This window comes from uncultured Halopseudomonas sp. (genome assembly GCF_963977355.1).
In the GTDB taxonomy this organism is placed as follows: Bacteria; Pseudomonadota; Gammaproteobacteria; order Pseudomonadales; family Pseudomonadaceae; genus Halopseudomonas.
In genome coordinates, this window is sequence record NZ_CAXBOV010000005.1 from 42,584 (window position 1) to 66,635 (window position 24,052).

At 57.1% G+C, this 24,052-nt stretch carries 23 protein-coding genes; 10 read left to right on the forward strand and 13 right to left on the reverse strand.

The window, feature by feature from the left end; translation table 11 throughout:
- The first annotated feature begins 10 nt into the window (after nucleotides 1-10).
- Nucleotides 11-805, forward strand: a complete 795-nt coding sequence (locus AAC076_RS03530; RefSeq protein WP_339843008.1) for a class I SAM-dependent methyltransferase — start codon at nucleotides 11-13, stop codon at nucleotides 803-805.
- Here the strand turns inward: AAC076_RS03530 and plsB are convergent.
- Nucleotides 802-3,303: a glycerol-3-phosphate 1-O-acyltransferase PlsB gene (gene plsB, locus AAC076_RS03535; protein WP_339843009.1), complete on the reverse strand. Its 2,502-nt coding sequence runs from the start codon at nucleotides 3,301-3,303 to the stop codon at nucleotides 802-804. The genes AAC076_RS03530 and plsB overlap by 4 nt on opposite strands.
- A 357-nt stretch (nucleotides 3,304-3,660) precedes the next feature.
- On the opposite strand from plsB, the gene AAC076_RS03540 reads away from it, so the two are divergent.
- From AAC076_RS03540 to AAC076_RS03555, 4 genes are read left to right on the forward strand one after another with little or no spacing between them, the layout of a single operon-like run.
- Nucleotides 3,661-4,590: an ABC transporter ATP-binding protein gene (locus tag AAC076_RS03540; protein WP_339843010.1), complete on the forward strand. Its 930-nt coding sequence runs from the start codon at nucleotides 3,661-3,663 to the stop codon at nucleotides 4,588-4,590.
- Nucleotides 4,587-5,321 carry an ABC transporter permease gene (locus tag AAC076_RS03545; RefSeq protein ID WP_150277762.1) on the forward strand — a complete coding sequence of 245 codons (735 nt, stop codon included), beginning with the start codon at nucleotides 4,587-4,589 and terminating at the stop codon, nucleotides 5,319-5,321. Before AAC076_RS03540 ends, AAC076_RS03545 begins: the two co-directional genes overlap by 4 nt.
- An 18-nt stretch (nucleotides 5,322-5,339) precedes the next feature.
- Nucleotides 5,340-7,184 carry a Gldg family protein gene (locus AAC076_RS03550; RefSeq protein WP_339843011.1) on the forward strand — a complete coding sequence of 615 codons (1,845 nt, stop codon included), beginning with the start codon at nucleotides 5,340-5,342 and terminating at the stop codon, nucleotides 7,182-7,184.
- A gap of 12 nt (nucleotides 7,185-7,196) precedes the next feature.
- Nucleotides 7,197-8,180 (forward strand): DUF4340 domain-containing protein, encoded by a 984-nt coding sequence (locus AAC076_RS03555; RefSeq protein WP_339843012.1) that lies wholly within the window; start codon nucleotides 7,197-7,199, stop codon nucleotides 8,178-8,180.
- A gap of 90 nt (nucleotides 8,181-8,270) precedes the next feature.
- On the opposite strand, the gene trxC is transcribed toward AAC076_RS03555, so the two are convergent.
- From trxC to AAC076_RS03590, 7 genes are all read right to left on the reverse strand, one after another.
- Nucleotides 8,271-8,705, reverse strand: a complete 435-nt coding sequence (gene trxC / locus AAC076_RS03560) for a thioredoxin TrxC (protein ID WP_339843013.1) — start codon at nucleotides 8,703-8,705, stop codon at nucleotides 8,271-8,273.
- Nucleotides 8,706-8,759: 54 nt separating this feature from the next.
- Nucleotides 8,760-9,221: an ion channel gene (locus AAC076_RS03565; RefSeq protein WP_339843015.1), complete on the reverse strand. Its 462-nt coding sequence runs from the start codon at nucleotides 9,219-9,221 to the stop codon at nucleotides 8,760-8,762.
- Nucleotides 9,222-9,225: 4 nt separating this feature from the next.
- Nucleotides 9,226-9,612 (reverse strand): hypothetical protein, encoded by a 387-nt coding sequence (locus AAC076_RS03570; protein WP_339843016.1) that lies wholly within the window; start codon nucleotides 9,610-9,612, stop codon nucleotides 9,226-9,228.
- An 11-nt stretch (nucleotides 9,613-9,623) separates the two neighbouring features.
- Nucleotides 9,624-10,427: a putative RNA methyltransferase gene (locus AAC076_RS03575; RefSeq protein ID WP_339843017.1), complete on the reverse strand. Its 804-nt coding sequence runs from the start codon at nucleotides 10,425-10,427 to the stop codon at nucleotides 9,624-9,626.
- A complete protein-coding gene (gene dapE, locus AAC076_RS03580; RefSeq protein WP_339843018.1) occupies nucleotides 10,427-11,563 on the reverse strand; it encodes a succinyl-diaminopimelate desuccinylase in 1,137 nt (378 codons plus the stop codon). The genes AAC076_RS03575 and dapE overlap by 1 nt, the downstream gene beginning before the upstream one ends.
- Nucleotides 11,564-11,660: 97 nt before the next feature.
- Complete coding sequence (gene rlmF / locus AAC076_RS03585) at nucleotides 11,661-12,611, reverse strand: 23S rRNA (adenine(1618)-N(6))-methyltransferase RlmF (RefSeq protein WP_339843019.1); 951 nt, start codon at nucleotides 12,609-12,611, stop codon at nucleotides 11,661-11,663.
- Nucleotides 12,611-13,333, reverse strand: coding sequence for a spermidine synthase (locus AAC076_RS03590; protein WP_339843020.1), 723 nt, complete (start codon nucleotides 13,331-13,333; stop codon nucleotides 12,611-12,613). The genes rlmF and AAC076_RS03590 overlap by 1 nt, the downstream gene beginning before the upstream one ends.
- A 114-nt stretch (nucleotides 13,334-13,447) precedes the next feature.
- Here AAC076_RS03590 and tcdA point away from each other — a divergent pair, with 114 nt between their 5' ends.
- Nucleotides 13,448-14,260 (forward strand): tRNA cyclic N6-threonylcarbamoyladenosine(37) synthase TcdA, encoded by an 813-nt coding sequence (tcdA, locus tag AAC076_RS03595; RefSeq protein ID WP_339843022.1) that lies wholly within the window; start codon nucleotides 13,448-13,450, stop codon nucleotides 14,258-14,260.
- 116 nt (nucleotides 14,261-14,376) lie between these two features.
- Here the strand turns inward: tcdA and dapD are convergent, their stop codons facing one another.
- The 5 genes from dapD to map are packed head-to-tail and all read right to left on the reverse strand — an operon-like array spanning nucleotide 14,377 to nucleotide 20,516.
- Nucleotides 14,377-15,411: a 2,3,4,5-tetrahydropyridine-2,6-dicarboxylate N-succinyltransferase gene (gene dapD, locus AAC076_RS03600; RefSeq protein WP_339843023.1), complete on the reverse strand. Its 1,035-nt coding sequence runs from the start codon at nucleotides 15,409-15,411 to the stop codon at nucleotides 14,377-14,379.
- A gap of 31 nt (nucleotides 15,412-15,442) precedes the next feature.
- Nucleotides 15,443-15,787: an ArsC family reductase gene (locus tag AAC076_RS03605; protein ID WP_339843024.1), complete on the reverse strand. Its 345-nt coding sequence runs from the start codon at nucleotides 15,785-15,787 to the stop codon at nucleotides 15,443-15,445.
- Nucleotides 15,784-16,980 carry a succinyldiaminopimelate transaminase gene (gene dapC, locus AAC076_RS03610; RefSeq protein ID WP_339843025.1) on the reverse strand — a complete coding sequence of 399 codons (1,197 nt, stop codon included), beginning with the start codon at nucleotides 16,978-16,980 and terminating at the stop codon, nucleotides 15,784-15,786. Before dapC ends, AAC076_RS03605 begins: the two co-directional genes overlap by 4 nt.
- Nucleotides 16,981-17,007: 27 nt before the next feature.
- Nucleotides 17,008-19,707 carry a [protein-PII] uridylyltransferase gene (locus AAC076_RS03615; protein WP_339843026.1) on the reverse strand — a complete coding sequence of 900 codons (2,700 nt, stop codon included), beginning with the start codon at nucleotides 19,705-19,707 and terminating at the stop codon, nucleotides 17,008-17,010.
- A 20-nt stretch (nucleotides 19,708-19,727) separates the two neighbouring features.
- Nucleotides 19,728-20,516, reverse strand: coding sequence for a type I methionyl aminopeptidase (gene map, locus AAC076_RS03620; RefSeq protein WP_339843027.1), 789 nt, complete (start codon nucleotides 20,514-20,516; stop codon nucleotides 19,728-19,730).
- Nucleotides 20,517-20,789: 273 nt separating this feature from the next.
- Between map and rpsB the strand changes: the two genes are divergently transcribed.
- From rpsB to frr, 4 genes are all read left to right on the forward strand, one after another.
- Complete coding sequence (gene rpsB, locus AAC076_RS03625; RefSeq protein WP_339843028.1) at nucleotides 20,790-21,533, forward strand: 30S ribosomal protein S2; 744 nt, start codon at nucleotides 20,790-20,792, stop codon at nucleotides 21,531-21,533.
- Nucleotides 21,534-21,669: 136 nt separating this feature from the next.
- Nucleotides 21,670-22,539, forward strand: a complete 870-nt coding sequence (gene tsf / locus AAC076_RS03630) for a translation elongation factor Ts (protein ID WP_339843029.1) — start codon at nucleotides 21,670-21,672, stop codon at nucleotides 22,537-22,539.
- 201 nt (nucleotides 22,540-22,740) lie between these two features.
- Nucleotides 22,741-23,475, forward strand: coding sequence for a UMP kinase (gene pyrH / locus AAC076_RS03635; RefSeq protein ID WP_339843031.1), 735 nt, complete (start codon nucleotides 22,741-22,743; stop codon nucleotides 23,473-23,475).
- 2 nt (nucleotides 23,476-23,477) lie between these two features.
- Nucleotides 23,478-24,035 carry a ribosome recycling factor gene (frr, locus tag AAC076_RS03640; RefSeq protein ID WP_339843032.1) on the forward strand — a complete coding sequence of 186 codons (558 nt, stop codon included), beginning with the start codon at nucleotides 23,478-23,480 and terminating at the stop codon, nucleotides 24,033-24,035.
- The last annotated feature ends 17 nt before the right edge of the window (nucleotides 24,036-24,052 follow it).

Consider the following 24,052-nt stretch of genomic DNA (forward strand, 5'->3'; position numbering starts at 1 on the left):
GTTTTCTGATTTGAGTTCTCCCATAGAAGAGCATCTCGTTGGGGTAACATTTCTTCGCCCCGAATTTGAGGGTAGGGCGGTTGATTTAGCCAAATCCCTGGCATTGCCACTGTTTGAGCCTGCTAGCGATGCGGTTGTCTTGTTGCTCCAGGTGGGAGAGGCCGGATTGAGTTTGCAGGCGACGGGTGCTAATGCACCTGGCGCAGTCCGGGTGGATTTCGTTGAAGGCGCACTGGCCCATCGCCGTCAGTTCGGCGGAGGGACAGGACAGATGGTGGCCAAGGCTGCAGGGCTTCGTGGGTCGCTCAGGCCCAGTGTGCTCGATGCCACCGCCGGCCTGGGACGGGACGCCTTTGTATTAGCGGCTCTGGGTTGCCAGGTGACCATGATTGAGCGGCAACCTATTATCGCTGCGCTTCTGGCTGATGGTCTCCTGCGCGCCAGGGCGGCCGGGGGCGAAGTTGCGGAAATTGCCTGTCGAATGGAATTGATAGAGGCCGACGCAATTACTGCGATGGGTTCCTGGGGGGCAGCATTGCCGCAGGTCATTCACCTCGATCCGATGTTTCCCCATCGGGATAAGTCCGCGTTGGTAAAAAAGGAGATGCGGGTTTTCCGCCCTTTGGCCGGCGATGATCTGGACGCGCCAGCACTGCTTGAGGCCGCCCTGGCGCTAGCCAGCCACCGGGTCGCGGTCAAACGACCGCGCAAAGCCCCGGCTATAACCGGCCGGGCGCCCAGTGCTGAACTGAGCGGTCAGTCCAGTCGTTATGATATCTACGGTATACAGAAGCTCGGAAATTAGGCAGCGCTCTCCGGGGACGGTGCTGGCGCTGGATTCGACGCGCGCGCCACCTGTCTGATCGATAACCTGATTTCCGCACTAAGCACGCGTTTTGCTGTGTTCTCTGCTATGTCTTCCATGTCCGGCGAATAGCTCAGTCGGCCTTCGGCATCCTGGCTCAGTACTTCGGTTTCATTAAGGCGCTGAATAAATTGGCGGAAAAGGGTCTTGTCGAAGAATTCGGGTGCATTCAGGCCATGGAGAATTGATAGTCGTTGCGCCATGACTGAACACAGGGCTTCGAGCTCTTCAGCTGTCAGGCTGCCGTTGGGATTGCTGAACAGCAGTGCCGAGGCCATGTAGAAGCGTTCAAGCGTCTGTAGAATGCTGCGCGCGAGCAGGGTCAGTAATACGAACTCGCCGGAGCTGGTTTCCGGCCGGGAAATCTGGCCTGCAGCATCATGCAGTAATCCTTCCGCAATCAACCCGTCTATCCATGTCTCGATCACCCCGGACAGTTCCTCCGTGCGCCACTGCAGAAATAGCTCACCCTGCAGGTAGGGGTAGATTGCCGTTACCAGCCGGGTGATCTGTTCGCGGCTCATTCGCGCATTATTCAGAAACAGACAGGCAATCAGGGCAGGCAGCGCGACCAGGTGCAGGACATTGTTGCGATAGTAGGTCATCAGGACTGCCTGGCTTTCGTCCAGGTAGAGAATCTCGCCCAGGGCATCGGATTGACGACCGATCATGCCCATGCTTTCCACGTAGCGGATCAACGTTGCTCCGTCCATATCCGGCAACGTGATGCTGCTACTGTATGGAACACGGTGAAGGAGTTCTTTATAGCTCTCCAGTACGCGTATTAGTGCAGGCTCATCGAGTGCCAGACGACTGGTGGAAAGCATTGAAAGAGCGATCAGGTTGACCGGATTAACATCGCACGCCGCATTGATAGCGCTGGCCAGGGTGCGTGCCAGACGGTCAGTGACATCCGGGAGCCATACCGGGCGAAAGTCCGGCCCGTAACTTTGCTGACGCCAGCCCGGCTGCTCTCTGCCCAGGAAGCTGTTGAGCGCTAGCGGCTCGCCGAAATTGACTGCAACTCTGCCGAAGCGCGATTTAAGCGCTGAGAGAACCCTGAACAGATCGAAAAAGGACTCCTTCTTTTTCTCCTGCCCCCGCAGTTCACCCAGGTAGGTCCGGCCCTCAAGTACTCGCTCGTAGCCTATGTAGACGGGCACGAAGACGATTGGACGGCGGGATGAGCGCAAATAACTGCGCAGGGTGATCGATAGCAGCCCGGCCTTTGGGTTGAGCGTGCGTCCGGTGCGTGAACGACCGCCCTCTATAAAATACTCGGTGGGGAAGCCGCGGCTGAACAGTGTGTGTAGGTATTCGTTGAAAACAGCGGTATACAACTGGTTGCCGCGGAAGCTGCGACGCATGAAAAAGGCGCCGCCACGTCTGAGAATATTACCGACCACTGGCATATCCAGATTGATGCCGGCAGCAATATGAGGTGGGGTCAGGTTGTTCTGGAAAAGAACATAAGACAGCAGCAGGTAGTCAATATGGCTGCGGTGGCAGGGCACATAAATGATCTCGTTACCGGGCGCTATATCTTGAACACGCTCCACATGATTTATGTGGATGCCATCGTAGAGCTTGTTCCAGAACCATGAGAGCACTACCTCGAGAAAACGGATAATACTGTAGGTAAAGTCCGAGGCAATCTCGTTGGCATAGCGCGCTGCCTCCCGGTGAGCTTTAGCCGGATCGATTTCCCGCTCCTGAGCTTCCCGTTGTATTGCCTGTCTCACCTGGGGAGATTGCAGCAGACCTTTTAGCAGTGTGCGTCTATTGGAGAGGTCGGGGCCGACTACCGCGCCACGCTGTTGACGAAAATGCACACGCAGTAACCGGTTGACGCGCCGTAAGTTGCGCTCGCGCCCCAGGTCCTGTTGCATCAACTCCTGCAGTGACAAAGTGCGGCCGAAATGCACACGAATCTTGCGCCCGTGCAATACGATTGCCAGCAGCTTGCGCAGCCTTCCGGCCATGGTCCAGTTGTAAGCAAACAACAATTTCAGTGGTGAGGACTCGACATCCGGCGACTGGCCCCAGAAAACGCTCACCGGCACCAGTTGAACTTCCTTGCAGTAGTGTGCCTGCACCGCATCCAGGGTCCTCAATAACCGTGGAGACTGCTTTCGCGGATCCGGACGGCCTACCCAGGCCTTGGCATCGCTGAGAAACACATGGGACTCGCGCTCCTCAAGATCACCATGGGGAGCACGAACCGGGCGCGGCAGGCCCGCCTTGACGCATTCGCGGTCCAGCACCATGAGGTCGGACAATGAACGATAGGGCAGTACGTAGATAATCGGCTGATCCTGATCCAGGTTCAGATTGAAACCGCCGTTGCCAATGCTGTCGGAGCGAGCCCAGAGATAGAGTAGCCTTCGCAGCAAACCGAAGCGTAAACGACCGAAAAAGGAAGAGTAGACAGCTGGCATGGAGTTTCCTGAATGGGGGAGTATTCGCAGTCCCTGCGCACAAGGTCTTTGGCGCGGATTCTAGCCTGTTTGCGGACAGGTTTCAGCCGTGGCAGCAGCGGGTCTGGGCCAATAGCGTTGCAGGCCTTGAAATAAACCCGGCGGATTCATATAGTCCATGCCTTGAGCGCTGATTCATTCCTTGCTGATAGCTGGTAGAGCAAGGACGCTGCCTCGGCGTATCGACTCCTCTGGTGTCTGATCGTCCTTGCCCGTCCAATGCCTGCCCCGCTTTGACACTAATCAATGTATCCTTGCGCACTGCACTGTCCGCCCGTTTGCGGCGCATCTGTTTTTTTGGGGGTAACGGAAGAGGCCATGATAAAGATAAACAGCCTGACCAAACGCTTTGGCGACCATGTTGCCGTGGATAACTTGTCCTTTGACGTCAGTCCGGGGGAGGTGCTGGGTTTTCTGGGGCCCAATGGCGCCGGAAAATCCACCACAATGAAAATGCTTACCGGGTTCCTTACCCCTGACGGTGGCTCAGCCTCCGTGGGCGGGTTCGATATCCAGACCCAGACGCTACAGGCGCAGCAACAGATGGGCTACTTGCCCGAGGGTGCACCCTGCTATGGCGACATGCGGGTCAAGCGCTTCCTTGAGTTCATTGCCGAAGTCCGTGGCTTCAGCGGTGCAGAAAAGCACAGGAGAGTAGCCTGGGCCGCTCAGCAACTGGAACTTGACGCAGTGATGAGCCAGAGCATCGAGACCCTGTCCAAGGGCTTCAAACGTCGTGTTGGGCTCGCCCAGGCGATTCTGCATGACCCCAGTATTCTGATTCTCGATGAGCCCACTGACGGCCTGGACCCGAACCAGAAGTATCAGGTCCGCAAGTTAATCAAACAGTTGGCCGAGGGAAGCAACAAGATCGTCGTGATTTCCACGCACATTCTCGAGGAGGTCAGCGCGGTCTGCACCCGGGCTGTGGTCATCGCCCACGGCCGCCTGTTGGCCGATGGCACGCCCGAACAGCTCGAGGCACGCTCGCGCTATCACCAGGCGGTAACAGTTGCCCTTGAGCAGCCGGTGGACAGTCAGCCGTTACTGGCGTTACCTGGCGTACAGGAAGTTGAAGTAAGGCCTGACGGCCATACGCTCACCGTCATAGCCAAGCCCGGTGAGGTGATATTTCCAGCCGTGGGCCAATATGCGCAGGACCATGCCTGGCCAGTACGTGAGCTCTCGGTCGAGCGCGGCAGACTGGATGAAGTCTTCCGCCGTCTGACAGCGGAGGAGGCAGCATGAAAAATCTCGGCGTCATATTCAAACGTGAGTTGGGCAGTTATTTTGCGACGCCCCTGGCGTATATCTTTATCGTTATCTTTCTGGTGCTGGCAGCGGTATTCACCTTTTATCTTGGCGGCTTCTACGAAAGTGGCCAGGCAGACCTGAATGCCTTCTTCAACTTCCACCCCTGGTTGTACCTGTTCCTGGTACCGGCTGTGGCAATGCGGTTGTGGGCCGAGGAGCGCAAGTCAGGCACGATAGAGCTGCTGATGACGCTGCCTGTCTCGCGGACCGACATGGTGTTGGGCAAGTTTCTCGCTGCCTGGGTGTTTATTGGTCTTGCGCTGCTACTGACCTTCCCGATCATCATCACAGTCAACTATCTGGGGTCACCTGACAACGGTGCCATCTTTACCGGCTATCTGGGCAGTTGGCTGCTCGCCGGTGGCTATCTGGCCATTGGCTCGTGCATGTCGGCTTTGACCAAGAATCAGGTGATCGCGTTTATTGTCAGTGTCGTTGCCTGTTTCATCTTCATAGTCAGCGGATTCTCCCTGTGGCTCGATCTGTTCAGCGGATGGGCCCCCCAGTGGTTGCTCGACGCTATTGCCTCACTCAGTTTCCTGATTCGTTTTGACGCCATCAGCAAGGGTGTCCTGGATCTGCGTGACCTGCTGTATTTTATTTCGCTCATGGCTGTGTGGTTGCTGGCTACCGCGATTGTCATCGACCTGAAAAAGGCCGATTGAGGCGAAGGAGACATAATAATGAAACGTTTGATGTATTCAGGCACCGGCCTGCTGGTCCTGCTGCTGGCCTTCGTCGCCTTCAACATGGCCTCCAATACCCTGCTCCCCGGGGCCCGTATCGACCTGACCGAGCAGAAGCTCTACACCATTTCTGACGGTACCCGTGAAATCCTGACCGGTCTGGAAGAGCCGGTAACCCTGTATTTCTTCTTTTCTGACAGCGTCAGCAAGGACATGGTAGTCCTGCGTAACTATGCACGCCGAGTAGAGGAGCTGCTGCAGGAATATGATCGTGTGGCCGGGGACAAGATCGATCTGCAGATCATCGATCCACAGCCCTTCTCCGAAGCTGAAGACCGAGCGGCCGAGTTCGGGCTTCAGGCCATTCCATTGCCGCAGAGCGGTGAGAAGCTTTACTTCGGCCTGGCAGGTAGCAATACCCTGGGCGAGCGGGAGGTCATTCCATTCTTCGCATTGGAGCAGGAAGGTCTGCTGGAGTACGAGCTGAGTCGCCTGATTAACAGTCTGGCGCAGCCCGAAAAGGCCCAGGTCGGTCTGATCAGTGGCCTACCCCTGGGTGGCGGCATGAACCCGATGACCGGACAGCCCGCTGCACCCTGGGTGGTATTCGAGCAGATTCGCCAGCTATTTGAGGTCAACAATCTCAAGCACGATATCACCGAGGTTCCTGCTGATATCGACGTTCTCATGCTGGTGCATCCCAAGGCGCTGACAGAACAGGCGCTGAATGCAGTTGACCAGTTTGTACTGCGTGGTGGCAAGTTGTTGGCTTTCATTGACCCGCTGGCTGAGGCCGACCAAAGCCAGGAAGCGATGATGGACGCAATGGCGGATGGTAAATCGTCAGATCTTTCGCCATTGCTGAGCAATTGGGGCGTATCCTTTGATGCTGAGAAGGTCTTGCTGGATGCGCGTCTGGGCATGTCTGTGGGTCGTGGACAGGGCCAGTTGCCTGCCCGGCACATAGGTTGGCTCGAAATCGAGCAGGCCCAGATCAATCAGGACGATACGGTCACCGCGCCGTTGAGCCTGCTGACCGTCGCCACGGCTGGCGCGCTAGCGCCGATCGAGGGCGCCCAGACGCAGTTTACGCCTCTGTTTTCGAGCACCGGCAACAGCGCTTTGATTGCCAGCAGCGCCTTTACCGGCATGCAGGATCCGGAAGTTCTGCTTGATGGTTTTCAGCCTGATTCGAATACCTACCACGTTGCAGCCCGACTGCAAGGCCCCGCGGTAAGTGCCTATCCCGAGGGCTTTGAGGGTAACAAGCCAGCGATCCAGTCAGCGGACAACATCAACGTGATTGTCATTGCCGACACCGATCTGCTGACAGATCGCATGTGGGTGCAGGTGCAGGATTTCTTTGGTGAGCGGATCCCTCAGCCGTGGGCAGACAATGGTGGGCTTGCGATTAACGCACTCGACAACCTGTCAGGCTCTGAGGCGCTGATCAGCGTGCGCTCGCGTGGCGATTCCACACGTCCGTTTACGGTTGTAGAGAACCTGCAAAGGGCTGCAGAGCGTCGGTATCGCGCCAGCGAGCAACGATTGCAGCAGCAGCTGGCCGAGACCGAGCAGCGACTGGCTGAATTGCAGCAAGGCCAGGATCCTTCTCAAATAGTGGAAATGAGCGCCGAGCAACAGGAAGCTGTGCAGCGATTCCTGGACGAGAAGCTGGCGATTCGCAAGCAATTGCGTGACGTGCGCTTCCAGCTCAATGCCGATATCGAGGAGCTGGGTACCTGGCTGAAGGTGATCAATATTGCGCTGGTGCCAGCCCTGCTTACGCTTGGCATCCTGCTGTGGTGGCTTATTCGCCGCATGCGGCGCAAGTCGGCATAAGGAGTCTCAGGCATGAAGGTCAAGTTTATTGCGATTCTGGCTGTGATCAGCGTGCTGCTGGTCATTGTTGCCCTGCAGCGCCAGGGCGATGATCGTGTTGAAGATCTGCAGAGCCACTCTTTGCTGTCAGACGAACAGCTGGACCTGCTTGGCGAGCTGGACAGGATCAGTCTGAGCCGCGGCACAGATCAGGTCGTGCTGGAACGCGAGGCGGGCCGTTGGGGTGTGGTCAGTCGCAACGGATTCCCCGCTCAGCCGGAGCGTGTCGCTGCGCTCTTGCACGCTGTTAGGGGTGCGAGGGTGACCGAGAAGCAAACAGACGATGCACAGTATCACGCTCGTCTGGGGCTGGCGCCGGGACAGCCTGAATCTGCTCCACTGGAGTTGCAGTTGCGCTCCAGTGAAAAACAGGTCGAGGTATTGTTCGGCAATCCTGTAGGTAGTGGTCAACTGGTCCGCTTTGCAGATGAGGATCAGGTATGGCTGATCAATCGGCCCTTTGGCATGACTCTGAATCCGCAGGAATGGCTCGATCTCAAGGTCGTGCGCATTCCGATGGAATCGGCAGCTACCGCTAGCTGGGAGCATGCAGATGGCGAGACTCTGGAGCTGGAGAAAGACCAGGAGGGCGATTACAACTTCCGTCTGGTGGGCGTGGACCCGGCTGAACAGCAAGGGAGCGAGCGCTGGATCAATAGCATGGTTCTTGCCCTGACGGGCCTCAATGCCCAGGATGTGGCGCTGCGCGATGGGCTGGAGCTCGAAGCGCCGGTCCTGCAGATGCAGGTAACCACGTGGCAGGGAGCCGAGCTTGCTGCCAGTCTCTACGATCTTTCCGGACGCTATTGGCTGACCATTGATAGCTTCGAGCAGCCTGAAGATAGCAGTTATGCTGTGTACGCCGATGAGCGCTGGGCTTTCCAGCTCGGGGTCGCTCAGGTCGAGGACATGCTCAAGCGTCGTTCCGATATCATTCGCGGCGAGGCAGCGCAGTAGCTGCGACGTGAAATCAGGAATAGTGATTGAGGTACCAGATAAGCCCGCCGTGATAGGAATCCGGCGGGCTTTTTTGTTTCAAGCTTCGGGTCAGCCCAGTTGCTGGTTAACCCACTGCATGAATTGCCCAGGCGGCATTGCACCGGCAACCCGGGCTATCTCTTTTCCGCCGCGCATGATCAATAACGTAGGAATACTGCGGATTCCAAAGCGTGACGCCAGTGCCTGCTGCTCCTCGGTGTTGACCTTGCCCAGGCGCACCCGTGGCTCCAGTTCACTTGCTGCCTTGGCGAAGGTGGGCGCAAATTGACGGCAAGGTCCACACCACGGAGCCCAGAAATCCACCACCAGCGGCAGCTCAGAGCTCGCGTGTGTGTTGAAGTTGCCGGTATCCAGAACAACGGGTTCACCGGCGAACAGAGCGGCTTTGCAAACCCCGCAGCGCGGTGACTCGGCGAGCCGATCAGAGTCTATTCGGTTCTTGCGGTGGCAGTGGGGGCAGGCAATGATAATCGGCTGCGACATGGCAGGTTCCTCAGAAAAATATCTACTGCAGATATGGGGCCTTGGCAAAGGGATTCAACGGGTGTCGCTATTTTCCAGATCCTGCCAGTGCGTGCGAATTTCGACGAAGGTCAGGGACGCCGACCAGGTCAGAAGCATGAATCCGACCAGTGATTCGGTGCCAAACAGAAATCGGATATGCCCAAGGGGAAAGATATCGCCGTAACCAACGGTAGTGTAACTGGCAGCCGAAAGGTAGATGAAATCCAGAAACTGGATATGCTGGATGCCGCCGAGGGTACCCGTGTAATCGAACAGCTCGAGCAACAACCAGGCTCCGGTACCGAATAGCCATATCTGCGCTATGTGAGAGCAGAACAGGCCGCTGGTCATGGTCATAATGCGTGCGCGTCGTGAGAAGGACTTGCGGCTGTCGAGGAGCAATCTCAGGTAAAAGGATGCCTCATAGTGGATGAGCATCGCCAGCATGGCCAGTATCAGCGTACCGCCAACGACAATTACATGTTCAAGGGTCACTATCCTAGGCCTTGATTTGCCAGGTGAATTCCACTTCACCACTGGCATTCACCTTTATCCAGCGATCGGCATCTGGATCATCCTCTTCCTCTGACCAGCCACCCACCGAGCAGCGAACCTCCTCTTGCAGCCCTTGATAAATGGCACGGGCGCAATCCAGATCGGTTTCCCAGGGTGTATGTGTGCTATCAAACCAGACGCTGGCCCATTTACCGGCGGCCTTGCGCACTATCATTAGCGGAATTCGGTGCTCGCCGCAGGTCAGGGTGCCGCGACGCACAAGTTCGTGCCAGGCTTTAAGCTCAAGACTACCAATATCCTGCCCAAGCCAGGCTGTCAGTGCATCCAGATGCTCTTCGCGTAAGTAGATTTCAATATCCGGTTGGCGCACTCAGTGTCTCCTCAGGAGCGTTGCAGCAAGACCAATCGCATGGCCACTTCCAGGCCGTCAAGGCCCTTTTCGATCACTGCCCGCTGCCGCTCCGGGCTGCTGCGAAAACCATGTGGTGTCATGCCAATCAGGTTGGCCAGGTCGGCCGGGGTCAGATCCAGAGCATAGCGCAGGGTCTGGTCGTTGACGATTTTCAGTCCGTCGGGCAAGGCCTTTATCAGCTCCGGCGTGGGATGCACGCTGTCATACAGTTCTGCACGCAGACTCAGTAGATGATCGGCATGGGGACCGACCAGCAGTATCTGGCCTCCTGGCTTGAGACAGCGCAGGCATTCATCCCAGGACCAGGGGCTGAAGACACACAGTGCCGCATCGAGACTGGCATCGGGTACTGGCAGTCTGGCGGTAGAACCAACCAGCCACTGAATGTCCCGTGAGCGGCGACAAGCCTTGATAATCGCATCTTTGCTTATATCCAGGCCGGCCATCGCGGAGTCCGGAATGGCCTGCTTCATGCGTGCAGTGTAGAAGCCCTCGCCGCAGCCCATATCCAACAGGGCGGCAGGATTTGCGGGGCCCAGTAACGCATTGATACGATCGCTCACCGGCCGATAATGACCAGCATCCAGAAACGCCTGGCGGTAGGCGAGCATGGTTGGCGTATCACCAGGCTGACGGCTGTTCTTGTACTGCACCAGCAGCAGGTTGAGATACCCCTGGCGAGCCTGGTCGTAGCTGTGATTGTTTGCGCATAGCCAGCTCTTGTTGGCTGGCTGCAGGGTTTCTTGGCACAGGGGGCAGATAAGCTGGAGCATCAGGTGAGCAGCTTCTCCATGGTGGCCTGGTATATCTCGGTGAGGGTATCCAGATCGCTGGCGCTGATATGTTCGTTCAGCTGGTGGATGGTCGCATTGATCGGTCCGAGTTCGACTACCTGGGTGCCCATGGTCGCGATGAAGCGTCCATCGGATGTGCCGCCGGTGGTCGAGGGCTGCGTCTCACGGCCGGTAACCTGACGTATCGCTGCGCTAACACCATCGAGCAACGCACCGGGCTCCGTCAGAAAGGGTAGGCCGGACAGCGTCCAGTCCAGTTCGTAATCCAGTCCGTGCTGATCGAGCAGGTCGCGCACGCGTTGTTGCAGGCCTTCAGCGGTGGACTCGGTGGAAAAGCGGAAGTTGATCAGTGCGACGAGCTCGCCGGGAACGACGTTTGTCGCGCCAGTCCCGGAGTTGATATTGGATATCTGGAAGCTGGTCGGTGGGAAGAAGGCGTTGCCAGCATCCCAGTTCTCTGCCGTCAGTGCAGCCAGTGCCGGGGCTGCCAGATGGATTGGATTGCGCGCCAGGTGCGGGTAGGCCACGTGCCCCTGCTTGCCCTTGATTGTCAGCCGCGCATTGAGCGAGCCGCGGCGGCCATTCTTGACCACATCACCGACGTGTTCGGTGCTGGAGGGTTCGCCCACGATGCACCAGTCGACTTTCTCGTCGCGCTCAACCAGTGCTTCCACGACCTTGACCGTGCCTTCGGTGGCCGGACCTTCCTCATCGCTGGTGATAAGGAAAGCGATGGAACCCTTATGATCCGGCGTTTTAGCAATAAAACGCTCCACGGCGACGATCATTGCCGCGAGGCTGCCTTTCATGTCGGCTGCGCCGCGGCCGTGCAAGATACCATCGCGCACCACGGGCTCAAAAGGCGGGTTGTCCCAACGCTCGAGAGGGCCGGTCGGCACTACATCGGTATGGCCCGCAAAGCATAGTACCGGGCCTTCAGTGCCGCGCCGGGCCCAGAGGTTGTCTACCTCACCAAAACGCATGGACTCGAGTTTGAAGCCGCAGGCAGACAGCCGTTCGCCCATCAGCTGCTGGCAGCCAGCGTCTTCGGGTGTAGTCGAGTTGCGGCCGATCAGATCGCAGGCCAGCGCCAGGGTAGGGGAGAGTTCGGTCATGGTGATTTCGCAGTGGCTGAATTACCGCGACATGATAGCAGACTGGCGCCGGAATCCTTATCTCCAGACGCCCTCTGTCCTTCTTGCTGGCTGACGTTCAGGCTTTTTGAGGTTGCGGCCAGCGCGCCTTGCGCCAGGCGCGGCGCTGCTTCTTGTCCAGGAAAGTCCAGGCCAGTAGTCGACTGTGTTTTTCCCCCTGAGCCATGTTCAGGGCACGCACATCGGTTGCGCCCAATTCGCGCAACTGCTTTTCCAGCGCAGGAACGTTGGCTGCTTTGGATACAAGGCTGCTGAACCAGAAGACCTGCTGCGCCAGTCCCGCACTTTCGGCGATCATGCGAGCCAGGAATCCGCTTTCTCCGCCATTGCAGATCAATTCTGTGCTCTGTCCGCCGAAGTTCAATCCCGGATCCTCGTCCAGTGACTTGCCCTTGTTCAATTTCTGCCACTTCTGTCGATTGGCATCTTTGGCTGCGCCTGCGCTGGGATGGAACGGGGGGTTGCAGAGAGTGAAATCAAACTGCTCACCCGGCTCGACCACGCCTGCGAAAATGCTGTCGGAGTTTGGCTGGTGGCGCACACTGATTGAAGATTGCAGCCTGGGATTGGCAGCGAGAATGCGGGTAGCGCTGGCCAGGGCATTGGGGTCTATGTCGCTACCGACAAAGCGCCATTGGTACTCATGCTGGCCAATGAGTGGATAGACCAGGTTCGCACCGGTGCCAATGTCCAGACCGACCAGCTTGATACCGGTGGGGATATGACTGTCATGGCTGTCGCCAAGCAGGTCAGCGAGTGTATGCAGGTAATCAGCCCGTCCAGGGATCGGTGGGCACAGATAGCCGGCAGGAATGTCCCAGCCCTGGATACCGTATTGTGTGGACAGAAGCGCTCTATTTAGCTCCAGAACAGCTGCCGGTTTGCTGAAGTCCAGTGTCCGCTCGCCGGTCTTGCCGGGAATAATCAGTGGCTTGAGCGCCGGATTGGCTGCGGCCAGGGCGCCAAGGTTGTAATGCCCCTTGTGCTTGTTGCGGGGGTGGAAGGGCATCAGGCTTTGACTCCAACATAAATGGTATTGGTGGCTTCACCGTTCTGGAACGGATTGAAGAAAGGGACAACATGGGCAGTGTTGTTGCTGAATACCGCGTCCATTACCTGCATGAACTCAGCGTCCGGCGGGTCCTGTGACCAGAGCGCAAAACAGCCTCCGGTTCTTAATTGCCGACTCATTAACCTGAGATTGTCGACGGTGTAGAAACTGGCATTGGATTGATTTAGCAAAGCACGGGGTGAGTGATCGATATCCAGCAGTATCGCATCGAAAATTCTTCCTGGCTGCTGTGGATCGAATCCACCGCTTTGTTCGACAGCTAGATCGAAAAAGCTGCCGTGTATGTAGCGGCTACGCGGGTCGGCGTTCAGCTCCTTGCCCAGTGGGACTTTCTCCTGCTGATGCCAGCGGATAACCGTTTCCAGATAATCGACGATCAGTAGTTCGCTGACACGCTTGTCCTTCAGAGCAGCTACAGCGGTATACCCCAGACCCAGGCCCCCGACGACAACAGCCAGATTATCGCCTGATACTGCTGCCAGACCCAGATCCGCCAGTGCTATTTCGGCATCATAGAACATGCTCGACATCAGGAATTCTTCTCCGAGCTTGACCTCGTAGATATCCCGGTCGCCCAGCGCCGGTATGCGGCGCCTTCGCAGAGAAATCTCACCGATGGCCGAAGGTTGGATATCGATTTCTTCAAACAACAGGCCCATGGGAGCTCCTGATAAATAATTGCGGTTCGCATGTTAACACCTGAAGACCTTAGTGGTCTGAGCCTGCTGGTGTCAGGTGGGCTATAATCGGCCGGTATTTTTTCAGAGGTGCCCATGGCCAAAGATATCGCAATAGCTGACCCGACTACCGACGACCCGCGCTTTGGCGGTATAGCGCGGCTATATGGGCGCGAGGCGTTTGAGCAACTGCGTCGCAGTCATATTGCCGTCGTAGGGATTGGCGGGGTCGGTTCATGGGCCGCCGAGGCGCTCGGGCGCACGGGTATCGGCCGGATAACCCTGATCGACCTTGACGAGGTCTGCCAGACCAATACCAATCGCCAGTTACCAGCAATGACCGGCCAGATCGGACGGCCCAAGGTCGAGGTCATGGCCGAGCGGCTCAGGGCGATCAATCCCGACTGCGAGGTACGGGCGGTGCTGGATTTTGTCACGGACCGCACGCTGCCTGATTACATTACCGAGGACCTGGACGGGGTTGCCGACTGTATTGATAGCGTTAAGTCAAAAGTTGAACTGATTGCCTGGTGTCGGCGCAGGCGCATTCCCATTGTGACGGCCGGCGGTGCTGCGGGTCAGATCGACCCGACCCAGATCACCGTGTCCGACCTGTCCAAGACCACCAATGATCCGCTGGCCGCCAAGGCGCGCTCGCAATTGCGGCGCAATCATAACTTCCCCAAGGCGGGCAGCAAGCGCAGCTTCGGCGTGCCGTGCGTCTACTCCACAGAACAGCTCCGCTATCCGGCACCGGATGGCAGTGTGTGCCGTGAAAAGAGTTTTGCTGGAGACTCGGTCAAGCTGGACTGTGAAGGTGGGCTGGGTGCCGTCTCGATGGTAACCGGCACCTTTGGTCTGGTGGTGGCAGCCAGGCTGGTTGATCGGATTCTGAGTCGCAAAAAATAAGGTTTAAGCGGTAAACAGTATGCTGGATGCAAACTCAAGAGCCAAAAAAGCCCGCCCGAAAAATCGGTGCGGGCTTTTTTACAGCGGGTGTAGCGTCCAAGCCTGAAGCTTTCTGCCTAGTTATGCGCGTGCAGCATCTCGTTGAGCTGGATCGAGCTCTTGTTGGTCTTGCATTCAATCGAACCGGTCTGCGAGTTGCGACGGAAAAGCAGGTCCGGCTGGCTGGCCAGGTCACGAGCCTTGACGATCTCTACCAGGTTGTCGGCGTCGTCGAGCAGGGCAACCTTGATGCCGGCAGTGATATACAGACCGGCTTCGATAGTGCAGCGATCGCCCAGCGGTATACCAATACCGGCGTTAGCGCCGATCAGGCATCCTTCACCAATCGAGATCACAATGTTGCCACCGCCCGACAGGGTACCCATGGTCGAGCAGCCACCGCCCAGGTCTGAACCCTTGCCGACGAACACGCCGGCCGAGATCCGCCCTTCGACCATGCTGGTACCAGCGGTTCCAGCGTTGAAGTTGATAAAGCCCTCGTGCATCACGGTGGTGCCTTCGCCGACGTATGCACCCAGACGGACCCGAGCCGTGTTGGCAATGCGCACGCCGGTGGGTACCACGTAGTCGGTCATGGACGGGAACTTGTCGATACTCAGGACGTTGAGCATCTGCCCTGCCATACGCGCGGCAAGTTGCCGTTGGGGCAGCTCGTTGATATCGATTGCGCCCTGGTTGGTCCATGCCACATTGGGCAGCAATGGAAATATGCCCGCCAGTACTACACCGTGTGGCTTGACCAGGCGGTGTGACAGAAGATGCAGCTTGAGATAGGCCTCAGGGGTGGAAACAGGCGCAGCGTCGGTTTCCAGTACGGTGACAACCAGCGGACGGCTGCTGCCTTCGAGCTGGCTGACCATGGCCCCTGTATCGGCAAAACCAGCTTGCTTCAAAGCTTCACCAAGTGCGCTGCACTGGCTGGAAGGCAGGTTGATGGCCTGGTTGCCTTCGCTGTAACCAAGCAGGTCGGTAATTACCTTGACCATGGCTGGCTTGGGGTTCAGCACGGGCTGCGGATAATAAACCTCCAGCCACTCACCTGCAGTGTTCTGGGTACCGATACCAAAGGCCAGGCTAAAACATTCGCTCATTCGTAATTCCTTGGATTCTGTTGGTGCATGGTCATTGGAAAGCAGCGGCATAAAGGTCGGGCTTGAAACCCACCAGACGCCTCGAACCGATATCGAGTACCGGTCTCTTGATCATTGACGGATTGGCCTGCATCAGTGCTATGGCCTTATCCGTGTCGATATCGCTCTTATCGTCTTCGCTCAGTTTGCGAAAGGTCGTGCCCTGGCGATTGAGGATGGTTTCCCAGCCGTGTTCTGCGCACCAGGCAGCCAGACTGTCAGTGTCGATACCGTCCTTCTTGTAATCATGAAACTGATAACTCACGCCCTTATCATCCAGCCAAGTGCGAGCTTTCTTCATCGTATCGCAAGCCTTGATGCCGAAGAGGGTAATCATCTGGCCAGGTCCTCAAGAAACTGTCGGATGCGCTGTGCCGCTTCAATGCAATCGGCAAGGGGTGCTACCAGCGCCATACGTATGCGTCCGGCGCCGGGATTATACCCGTCAATTTCCCGGGAAAGGAAACTGCCGGGCACCACAGCCACATTCTGCTCAGCAAGCAGACGGCAGGCAAACTCACGATCATCGATTGGTGTCCGGGGCCACAAATAAAAGCCGGCGTCTGGTCGTTCGACGCTCATCACGCCGCCCAGAATGTCGAGTACCGCATCAAACTTCGCCTGATATTGACGGCGGTTCTCGGCAACATGGTCTTCATCCTGCCAGGCGGCAAGGCTGGCCATCTGGCTCTGAATCGGCATGGCGCAGCCGTGATAGGTGCGGTACGTCAGATAGGGTGCCAGCAGGCGAGCATCGCCGGCAACGAAGCCGGAGCGCAGACCTGGCAGGTTGGAGCGCTTTGACAGGCTGTGAAATACCACGCAGCGTGCATAATCATCCCGGCCCATCGCAGCGCATGCCTGGAGCAGTCCAATCGGGCCGACCGCTCCGGGGGCATGGATCTCGCTATAGCATTCATCCGATGCAATCACGAAGTCGTGACGGTCTGCCAGCTTGATCAGTTTCTGCAGCGTGGTCAGAGACATGACGGCGCCGGTGGGGTTGCCCGGTGTGCAGATGAACAGGATCTGACAACGCTGCCAGATCGACTCAGGTACCTGGTCGAAGTCTGGGACAAAGCCATTGCTTTCGTCGCAGGCAAGATAATGAGGCTCTACGCCGGCGAGAAAGGCTGCTCCTTCGTAGATCTGGTAGAACGGATTGGGGCTGACGACCAGGCCTGCGGTATCCCGCCTGACCATCGCCTGTGTGAAGGAAAACAGCGCTTCACGGGTGCCGTTGACCGGTATTATTTGTGTCGCTGGGTCTATCTGCTTGAGCTGGAAGCGATTTGTGAGCCAGTCGGCAATACCCTGGCGTAGCTCGCCGATGCCCAGGGTCGTGGGATAGATAGCAGCCTTGTCCAGATTGTCCGCCAGGGTCTGGAGCACGAACGGGGGGGAAGGGTGCTTGGGTTCGCCAATGGAAAGTGCTATCGGACGTAGCTCAGGATTGGGTGCCACGTCGGCGATCAGCGCGCGCAGCTTCTCGAAAGGATAGGGTTGCAGGCGATCCAGGTCGGCGTTCATTGGGCGGTCTTCATGGTTGGAGTGTCCTCAGATCAGAATCTGGTTGGGCATGGTTGTCTGCGTCTGATCACTGGTATTGCCGAGCGTCTCGACGATCGTGTTCTGCAGTCTGCGACACAGTTCGGGATCTGACAGAGCCTGATTATTTGCATCGGTTATGACGAATACGTCATCCACGCGCTCACCCAGAGTTACGATCTTGGCGTTCTGCACGTTGATATCGAAGTCCAGCAGTATGCGTCCCATACGTGCCAGCAGTCCTGGACGGTCGGGGGCGCTGAGCTCAAGAATCGTATGCTGGCGCTCGGGTGCATTGAAAATCGTTACTTCAGGAGCAAAGGAAAAATGCTTCAACTGGCGTGGCACAAGACGCTGGATGATTGACGGGTATGCGTCAGGATCGGCCAGTGCCTCAATCAGGTCATGCTTTATTTGACGAATACGTTCCGGACTGTCGCCGATAGAGCTGCCGTCGGCATCCAGCACAATGTAGGTATCGAGGCTGAACCGGTTGGTCGACGTAATGATCCGCGCGTCCTGAATGCTCAGGTTGAGCTGATCCATTGCCGCCACGGTCACTGCGAACAGATCGTGTTGCTCCGGGGTATAGATGAAGATCTGCGTAGCGCCCTCAAACTCGCGCTGGGCTGTTTCCTTTATCAGTACCAGTGGCCCGTTACGGTCGGGGTGCTGCACGATTGCCTCGGTATGCCAGGCAACATCACTGGCAGTGTGACGCAGGAAGTAATCTTCGCCCAATTGCTCCCAGAGCTCCTCGGCATCCTCTTCCTCGACACCGCTACGTACGAGAATATCCAGCGCCGCATGCTGAGTCTGGCGCACATGCTCTTCCCTGTCTGGCGGATTCTCCAGGCCGCGGCGCAGGGCGCGTTTGGTCTCTGTATAGAGCTGGCGGAGCAGGGAGGCACGCCAGGAGTTCCATAGCGTTGGATTGGTCGCATTGATGTCGGCGATGGTCAGTACATACAGGTAATCCAGCCGTACCTGATTGCCAATATGCAGAGCAAAATCGTGGATCACATGCGGATCGGAAATGTCCTTGCGCTGGGCTGTGGTTGACATGATCAGATGGTTTTCCACCAGCCAGCTGATCAGGTGTGAGTCCCAGGCAGGCAACTGGTGGCGCTGACAGAACGCCATGGCATCGACTGCGCCGAGTTCCGAGTGGTCACCGCCGCGGCCCTTGGCAATATCGTGGTACAGGCCGGCCATATACAGGAGGTCGGGTTTGGGCAGGCGACAGAAGATGCGCCAACCCAGCGGAAACTTTTCCTGGTACTCGGGCTGGTTCAGTTTGCGCAGGTGCTTGATCAGGTTGAGCGTATGCGCATCAACGGTATAGATGTGAAACAGATCGTGCTGCATCTGACCGACGATCTTGCCGAATTCAGGCAGATAACGGCCCAGAATGCCATAGCGGTTCATCCGGCGCAGATTGCGGTGGATGCCCTCCCGGCAACGGAACAGCTCCACAAACAGACTGGTGTTGCGAATGTCCGCTCGAAAGTCATCGTCGATCAATCGTCGATGGTCACGCAGCAGGCGAATGCTGTCGGCGCGCACGCCGCGGATTTGCGGGTTCTGCGCCATCAACAGGAATATTTCCAGCAGGGCGAAGGGCGTGCGTTTGAACACCTCGGGATGTGTCACTTCGATATAGTGGTTACGTATCTGGAAGCGCGCGTTCAACGGTTCGATCTCGGTCGTCTCGGCGTTGCGCAGCAGAATCTCCTCGAAGTGCTGCATCAGCAGGTCGTTGAGCTCCGACAGGGACATGACCGTTCTGTAGTACTTCTGCATGAAACGCTCGACGGCGAGCTTGCTGTCGTTGTCCTCATAGCCGAGCTGTTTGGCCAGCGTGCGCTGGTAGTCAAACAGCAGGCGATCTTCCGCCCGCCCGGCCAGATTGTGCAGGGCGAATCGGACCTGCCAGAGAAATGCCCGCCCGGCCGTCAGGATTCCGTACTCGGGCTCGTTGAGAAAGCCGCGGTCGACCAGTTCACGCAGGTCATTGGTACCAAAATGCCTGAGTGCCACCCAGCCAATGGTCTGTATGTCGCGCAAGCCGCCTGGTGAGCTTTTTACGTTGGGCTCAAGGTTGTACTCGGTATCGTTGAATTTGGCATGTCGGCGCTGCTGTTCGGATCGCTTGGCACGGAAGAACTCTGCGTCAGTCCACATGTGCTCGGCGCTGAGCGCCTCGATCATTGCCTGGCGCAGGCTCTCATCGCCTGAGAGGGTCCGCGACTCCATCAGGTTGGTGATCACGGTGATGTCGTTGCGCGCTTCGTCCTGACATTCGCTGATGGAGCGAACACTCTGGCCTACCTCAAGCCCGATATCCCAGAGAAGCATCAAGAACTGTTCTATGGAGTCGCGGTAGGCATCGGTATTGCTTTCGCGTAGCAGGATCAGTAGATCGATATCAGAATGTGGGTGCAGCTCACCACGGCCGTACCCGCCAACCGCAAGCAGCGCGATACCCGGCGTGTCGGTTGTGGCCTGAATCGACCACGCCTTGCGCAGTATCTGGTCGGTGAACCAGGCGCGCTCGTGGATCAGTTGGTGAATATCACGACCGCTCTCGAAGCGCGCACGTAAGACGGTATCCGCATTGCGAATAACTTTCTTGAATGCGCCCACCGGACTGCTCTTCAATGCCAGCTCGGCTTGAAACTGACCCGGGTCGAACAATTCGTTATCCACAGGACTACCCCGATTGTCGTTTACTGGAAGCTCTCTTCCTGGCGACGTGTGAGTACTTCGTAACCGTCCGCTGTCACGAGGATGGTGTGTTCCCATTGGGCGGAAAGCTTGCGGTCCTTGGTAATGGCAGTCCAGCCATCGCCAAGCAGTCGGGTTTCATGGCGGCCCTGATTGATCATTGGTTCGATGGTAAAGGTCATGCCTTCCTTGAGCTCCATCCCGGTGCCGGGGCGACCGTAATGCAGCACCTGAGGATCCTCATGAAAAACCTTGCCAATACCATGCCCGCAGTACTCGCGTACGACGCTGTAATGGTTCGCGTGTGCATGCTCCTGGATCACATGGCCGATATCTCCCAAGCGCGCGCCTGGACGAACCACTTCAATGCCCTTGTACATGCACTCCTGGGTAATCCGTGCCAGACGTTGCACCCACTCAGGTGTCTCGCCGACCAGAAACATCTTGCTGGTGTCGCCGTGATAACCATCCTTGATCACGGTGACATCAATATTCAGGGCGTCGCCGCTCTTGAGCTGCTTTTCGTTGGGAATGCCATGACACACGACGTGATTGATCGAGGTGCAGATTGACTTGGGGAACGGCACGCGGCCTGGCGCGCCGCCATAGTTGAGAGGCGCGGGTATGGCCTTCTGCACATTGACGATATGCTCGTGGCAGATGCGATCAAGCTCTTCGGTGGTGACGCCGGGTCTGACATGCTCACCGATCATTTCCAGCACCTCGGCCGCCAGGCGTCCGGCCACGCGCATGCCAGCTATATCTTCCGGTGTCTTGATGGTAACGGTCATTGCGGGATTCTCTTGGTTGTAACGCCTGCTGGCGAAGTAAACAATCGCGCAGTTTAACAGACATGCAGCGTGCTGTTGAGGGCTGCCGGGCGTGACCGCCGGGCATCTGCGCCTTTATCTGTTTCCGGTTGTATGGTATAAAGCGCCGCGCCTGAACAAAGATCCTCAGGCTAAAACTGAAACCACACACGTATCGACACATTGTCCTGGGTGCCCTCCGGGGTTGGACACTGGGATACGTGGAGGCCTAACCCGAAATACATTGGAGCTGTCATGACTCAAGTATCTATGCGCGATATGCTGAAGGCCGGTGCGCACTTCGGCCACCAGACCCGTTACTGGAACCCGAAAATGGGCAAGTACATTTTCGGCGCTCGTAACAAGATTCACATCATCAACCTCGAAAAAACCATGCCGATGTTCCACGATGCCCTGACCTTCGTAGAGAAGCTGGCATCAGGCAAGAACAAGGTTCTTTTCGTCGGCACCAAGCGGGCTGCCAGCAAGATCATTGCTGAAGAAGCAACTCGCGCCGGTATGCCCTATGTTGACCATCGCTGGTTGGGCGGCATGCTCACCAACTACAAGACCATCCGTGCATCGATCAAGCGTTTGCGCGACCTGGAAATCCAGGCCGAGGACGGCACCTTTACCAAGCTGACCAAGAAAGAAGCTTTGATGCGCACCCGCGATCTCGAGAAGCTCGATCGCAGCCTGGGCGGTATCAAGGATATGGGCGGCCTGCCCGATGCCATGTTCGTCATCGACGTTGATCACGAGCGCATTGCCATCACTGAAGCCAACAAGCTGGGTATCCCGGTTATCGGTATCGTCGATACCAACAGCAGCCCGGACGGCGTCGATTACGTCATCCCCGGCAACGATGACGCGATCCGCGCCATCAAGCTGTACGCTGCAGCCATGGCCGATGCCGTGCTGAGTGGCAAGAACAACGGTGGCGCCGGTGACGAGTTTGTCGAAGAGGCAGCTCCGGCCGCCGAGGCTTCCCAGGGCTAAGGTTATTTGTTAGCCGTTTGACGCCGTAACAAAAAGGGGGCCATGCCCCCTTTTTGCAATATAGTGAAAGCAACATGATACGGCTGCCGGCCAATGAACAGGCAGCCTCAAATCAAGCAAGTTAGAGGAACAACTCATGTCACAGATTTCTGCAGCTATGGTCAAGGAACTGCGCGAGCGCACTGGCCAGGGCATGATGGATTGCAAAAAGGCCCTTGAAGCCGCTGGTGGTGATATCGAAAAAGCGATCGACGATATGCGCTCTGCCGGTGCTATCAAGGCAGCCAAGAAGGCCGGTAACATTGCCGCTGAAGGTGCAATTGCTGCCAAGGTATCCGACGACGGCAAGACCGGCGTTATTATCGAAGTCAATTCCCAGACCGACTTTCTGGCACTTCAGGACGATTTCAAGAACTTCGTCAGCGAAAGCCTGGATGAGGCCGTCGCAGCTGGTTATACCGATGCAGCGCCATTGATTGCCGATCGGGAAACTGCCCGTGAAGCACTGGTCGCCAAGTGTGGCGAGAACGTCAATATCCGCCGTCTGACCCGCGTTGAAGGTGACGTGATTGGTGCCTACCTGCACGGTCACCGCATTGGTGTTCTGGTCACTCTCAAGGGTGGCGACGCAGAGCTGGCCAAAGACATCGCCATGCATGTTGCTGCCAGCAACCCGCAGTTCCTGGACCCGACTCAGGTGTCCGATGAGGCTGTTGCCAAGGAAAAGGAAATCTTCCTGGCTCTTAACGCGGAAAAAATTGCCGGCAAGCCAGAGAATATTGTTGAGAATATGGTCAAAGGCCGTATCAACAAGTTCCTGTCCGAGGCCAGCCTGGTCGAGCAGGCCTTTATCAAGGATCCAGATGTTAAAGTGGGTGAATTGGCCAAGAAAGCCGGTGCCGAGATCATCGACTTCGTACGTTACGAAGTGGGCGAGGGCATCGAGCGCGCTGAAGTCGATTTCGCTTCCGAAGTAGCCGCGCAGGTTGCGGCTACCAAGCAGTGATTATGCGATTGGAACGGCGCATGACAGGCCACCCGCGAGGTGGTCTGTAGTACGTGTTCAGATAGAGGCTTCCCGCGCAGGCGTGAAGCCTCTTTTTTAGGAAACTCTGAACAAGTGGCAACCACCATGACCTGGAGTATCACCCGGTTGTTGCGGTTGTAACTTGTTGAGCGTTTCGCCATTTACAGCAGGAGAGTCCAGATGGCCCAGGTACCCGGCAGTCGCCAGCCCAAGTACAAACGAATCCTACTCAAGCTAAGCGGTGAAGCCCTGATGGGCACCGAGGGTTTTGGTATTGACCCCAAGGTGCTGGATCGGATGTCACTGGAAATCGGTCAGCTGATCGGTATCGGTGTGCAGATCGGACTGGTCATCGGTGGTGGAAACCTGTTTCGTGGCGCGGCCCTGCACGCTGCCGGGATGGACAGGGTTACCGGCGATCACATGGGTATGCTGGCCACCGTCATGAACGCCCTGGCCATGCGGGACTCCCTGGAGCGCTCGAATATTCAGACCCGAGTGATGTCAGCAATTACCATGGAAGGCGTCACGGAGCATTACGATCGCCGCAAAGCGATGCGCTATCTTGCCGGTGGGGACGTGGTAATATTCTCCGCAGGTACGGGCAACCCCTTCTTCACCACCGATACCGCAGCCTGTCTGCGCGGTATCGAGGTTGACGCCGATCTGGTGCTCAAGGCGACCAAGGTTGATGGTGTATATAACGCTGACCCCATGAAAGATCCCAATGCCGAGCGGTTCGACAGTCTGACCTATGACCAGGTTCTGGACCTCAAGCTGGGCGTGATGGATCTGACCGCGATCTGCCTGATACGCGATCACAAGATGCCCCTGCGGGTATTTAATATGAACAAGCCAGGTGCGCTGCTCAATGCGGTAGTAGGCAGCGCCGAAGGAACATTGATCGAGGGTTGATAATGATCAACGAAATCAAGAAAGATGCGCAGGAGCGCATGAAAAAGTCAGTCGAATCTCTCGGCGGCGCCTTTGCCAAGATTCGTACTGGTCGGGCTCATCCGAGTATTCTCGATAGCGTCATGGTCTCCTACTACGGCAGCGATACGCCCCTGAAGCAGGTGGCTAATGTCAATGTCGAGGATTCCCGCACGCTGGCGCTAACGGTGTTTGACCGAAGCATGATTCAGGCTGTTGAAAAGGCCATCATGACCTCCGATCTGGGGCTTAATCCAGCCACGGCGGGCACTACTATCCGTATTCCGATGCCGGCACTCACCGAGGAAACCCGCAAGGGCTTCACCAAGACCGCGCGCTCCGAAGCTGAGAACGCGAGGGTTGCGGTGCGTAATATCCGTCGTGACGCACTGAGTTCACTCAAGGATCTGCAGAAGGAAAAGGAGATCAGCGAGGATGAGGAGCGTCGCGCTGCAGACGAGATCCAGAAGCTGACCGACAAATACATCGCCGAGATCGACAAGGCGCTGGAAGCCAAGGAAGTGGATCTCATGGCCATCTAAGGCCTGGATTCCTAACG

What these genes read in the sequence shown, in the direction of transcription:
- AAC076_RS03590 (WP_339843020.1), bottom strand. Translation starts at nt 13,333, where the DNA reads ATGGGCCTGTTGTTTGAAGAAATCGATATCCAACCTTCGGCCATCGGT.
- AAC076_RS03575 (WP_339843017.1), bottom strand. Translation starts at nt 10,427, where the DNA reads ATGCTCCAGCTTATCTGCCCCCTGTGCCAAGAAACCCTGCAGCCAGCC.
- rlmF (WP_339843019.1), bottom strand. Translation starts at nt 12,611, where the DNA reads ATGCCCTTCCACCCCCGCAACAAGCACAAGGGGCATTACAACCTTGGC.
- dapC (WP_339843025.1), bottom strand. Translation starts at nt 16,980, where the DNA reads ATGAACGCCGACCTGGATCGCCTGCAACCCTATCCTTTCGAGAAGCTG.
- map (WP_339843027.1), bottom strand. Translation starts at nt 20,516, where the DNA reads ATGACCGTTACCATCAAGACACCGGAAGATATAGCTGGCATGCGCGTG.
- dapD (WP_339843023.1), bottom strand. Translation starts at nt 15,411, where the DNA reads ATGAGCGAATGTTTTAGCCTGGCCTTTGGTATCGGTACCCAGAACACT.
- rpsB (WP_339843028.1), top strand. Translation starts at nt 20,790, where the DNA reads ATGACTCAAGTATCTATGCGCGATATGCTGAAGGCCGGTGCGCACTTC.
- AAC076_RS03550 (WP_339843011.1), top strand. Translation starts at nt 5,340, where the DNA reads ATGAAACGTTTGATGTATTCAGGCACCGGCCTGCTGGTCCTGCTGCTG.
- AAC076_RS03555 (WP_339843012.1), top strand. Translation starts at nt 7,197, where the DNA reads ATGAAGGTCAAGTTTATTGCGATTCTGGCTGTGATCAGCGTGCTGCTG.
- tsf (WP_339843029.1), top strand. Translation starts at nt 21,670, where the DNA reads ATGTCACAGATTTCTGCAGCTATGGTCAAGGAACTGCGCGAGCGCACT.
- trxC (WP_339843013.1), bottom strand. Translation starts at nt 8,705, where the DNA reads ATGTCGCAGCCGATTATCATTGCCTGCCCCCACTGCCACCGCAAGAAC.
- tcdA (WP_339843022.1), top strand. Translation starts at nt 13,448, where the DNA reads ATGGCCAAAGATATCGCAATAGCTGACCCGACTACCGACGACCCGCGC.
- AAC076_RS03540 (WP_339843010.1), top strand. Translation starts at nt 3,661, where the DNA reads ATGATAAAGATAAACAGCCTGACCAAACGCTTTGGCGACCATGTTGCC.
- frr (WP_339843032.1), top strand. Translation starts at nt 23,478, where the DNA reads ATGATCAACGAAATCAAGAAAGATGCGCAGGAGCGCATGAAAAAGTCA.
- dapE (WP_339843018.1), bottom strand. Translation starts at nt 11,563, where the DNA reads ATGACCGAACTCTCCCCTACCCTGGCGCTGGCCTGCGATCTGATCGGC.
- AAC076_RS03545 (WP_150277762.1), top strand. Translation starts at nt 4,587, where the DNA reads ATGAAAAATCTCGGCGTCATATTCAAACGTGAGTTGGGCAGTTATTTT.
- pyrH (WP_339843031.1), top strand. Translation starts at nt 22,741, where the DNA reads ATGGCCCAGGTACCCGGCAGTCGCCAGCCCAAGTACAAACGAATCCTA.
- AAC076_RS03605 (WP_339843024.1), bottom strand. Translation starts at nt 15,787, where the DNA reads ATGATTACCCTCTTCGGCATCAAGGCTTGCGATACGATGAAGAAAGCT.
- plsB (WP_339843009.1), bottom strand. Translation starts at nt 3,303, where the DNA reads ATGCCAGCTGTCTACTCTTCCTTTTTCGGTCGTTTACGCTTCGGTTTG.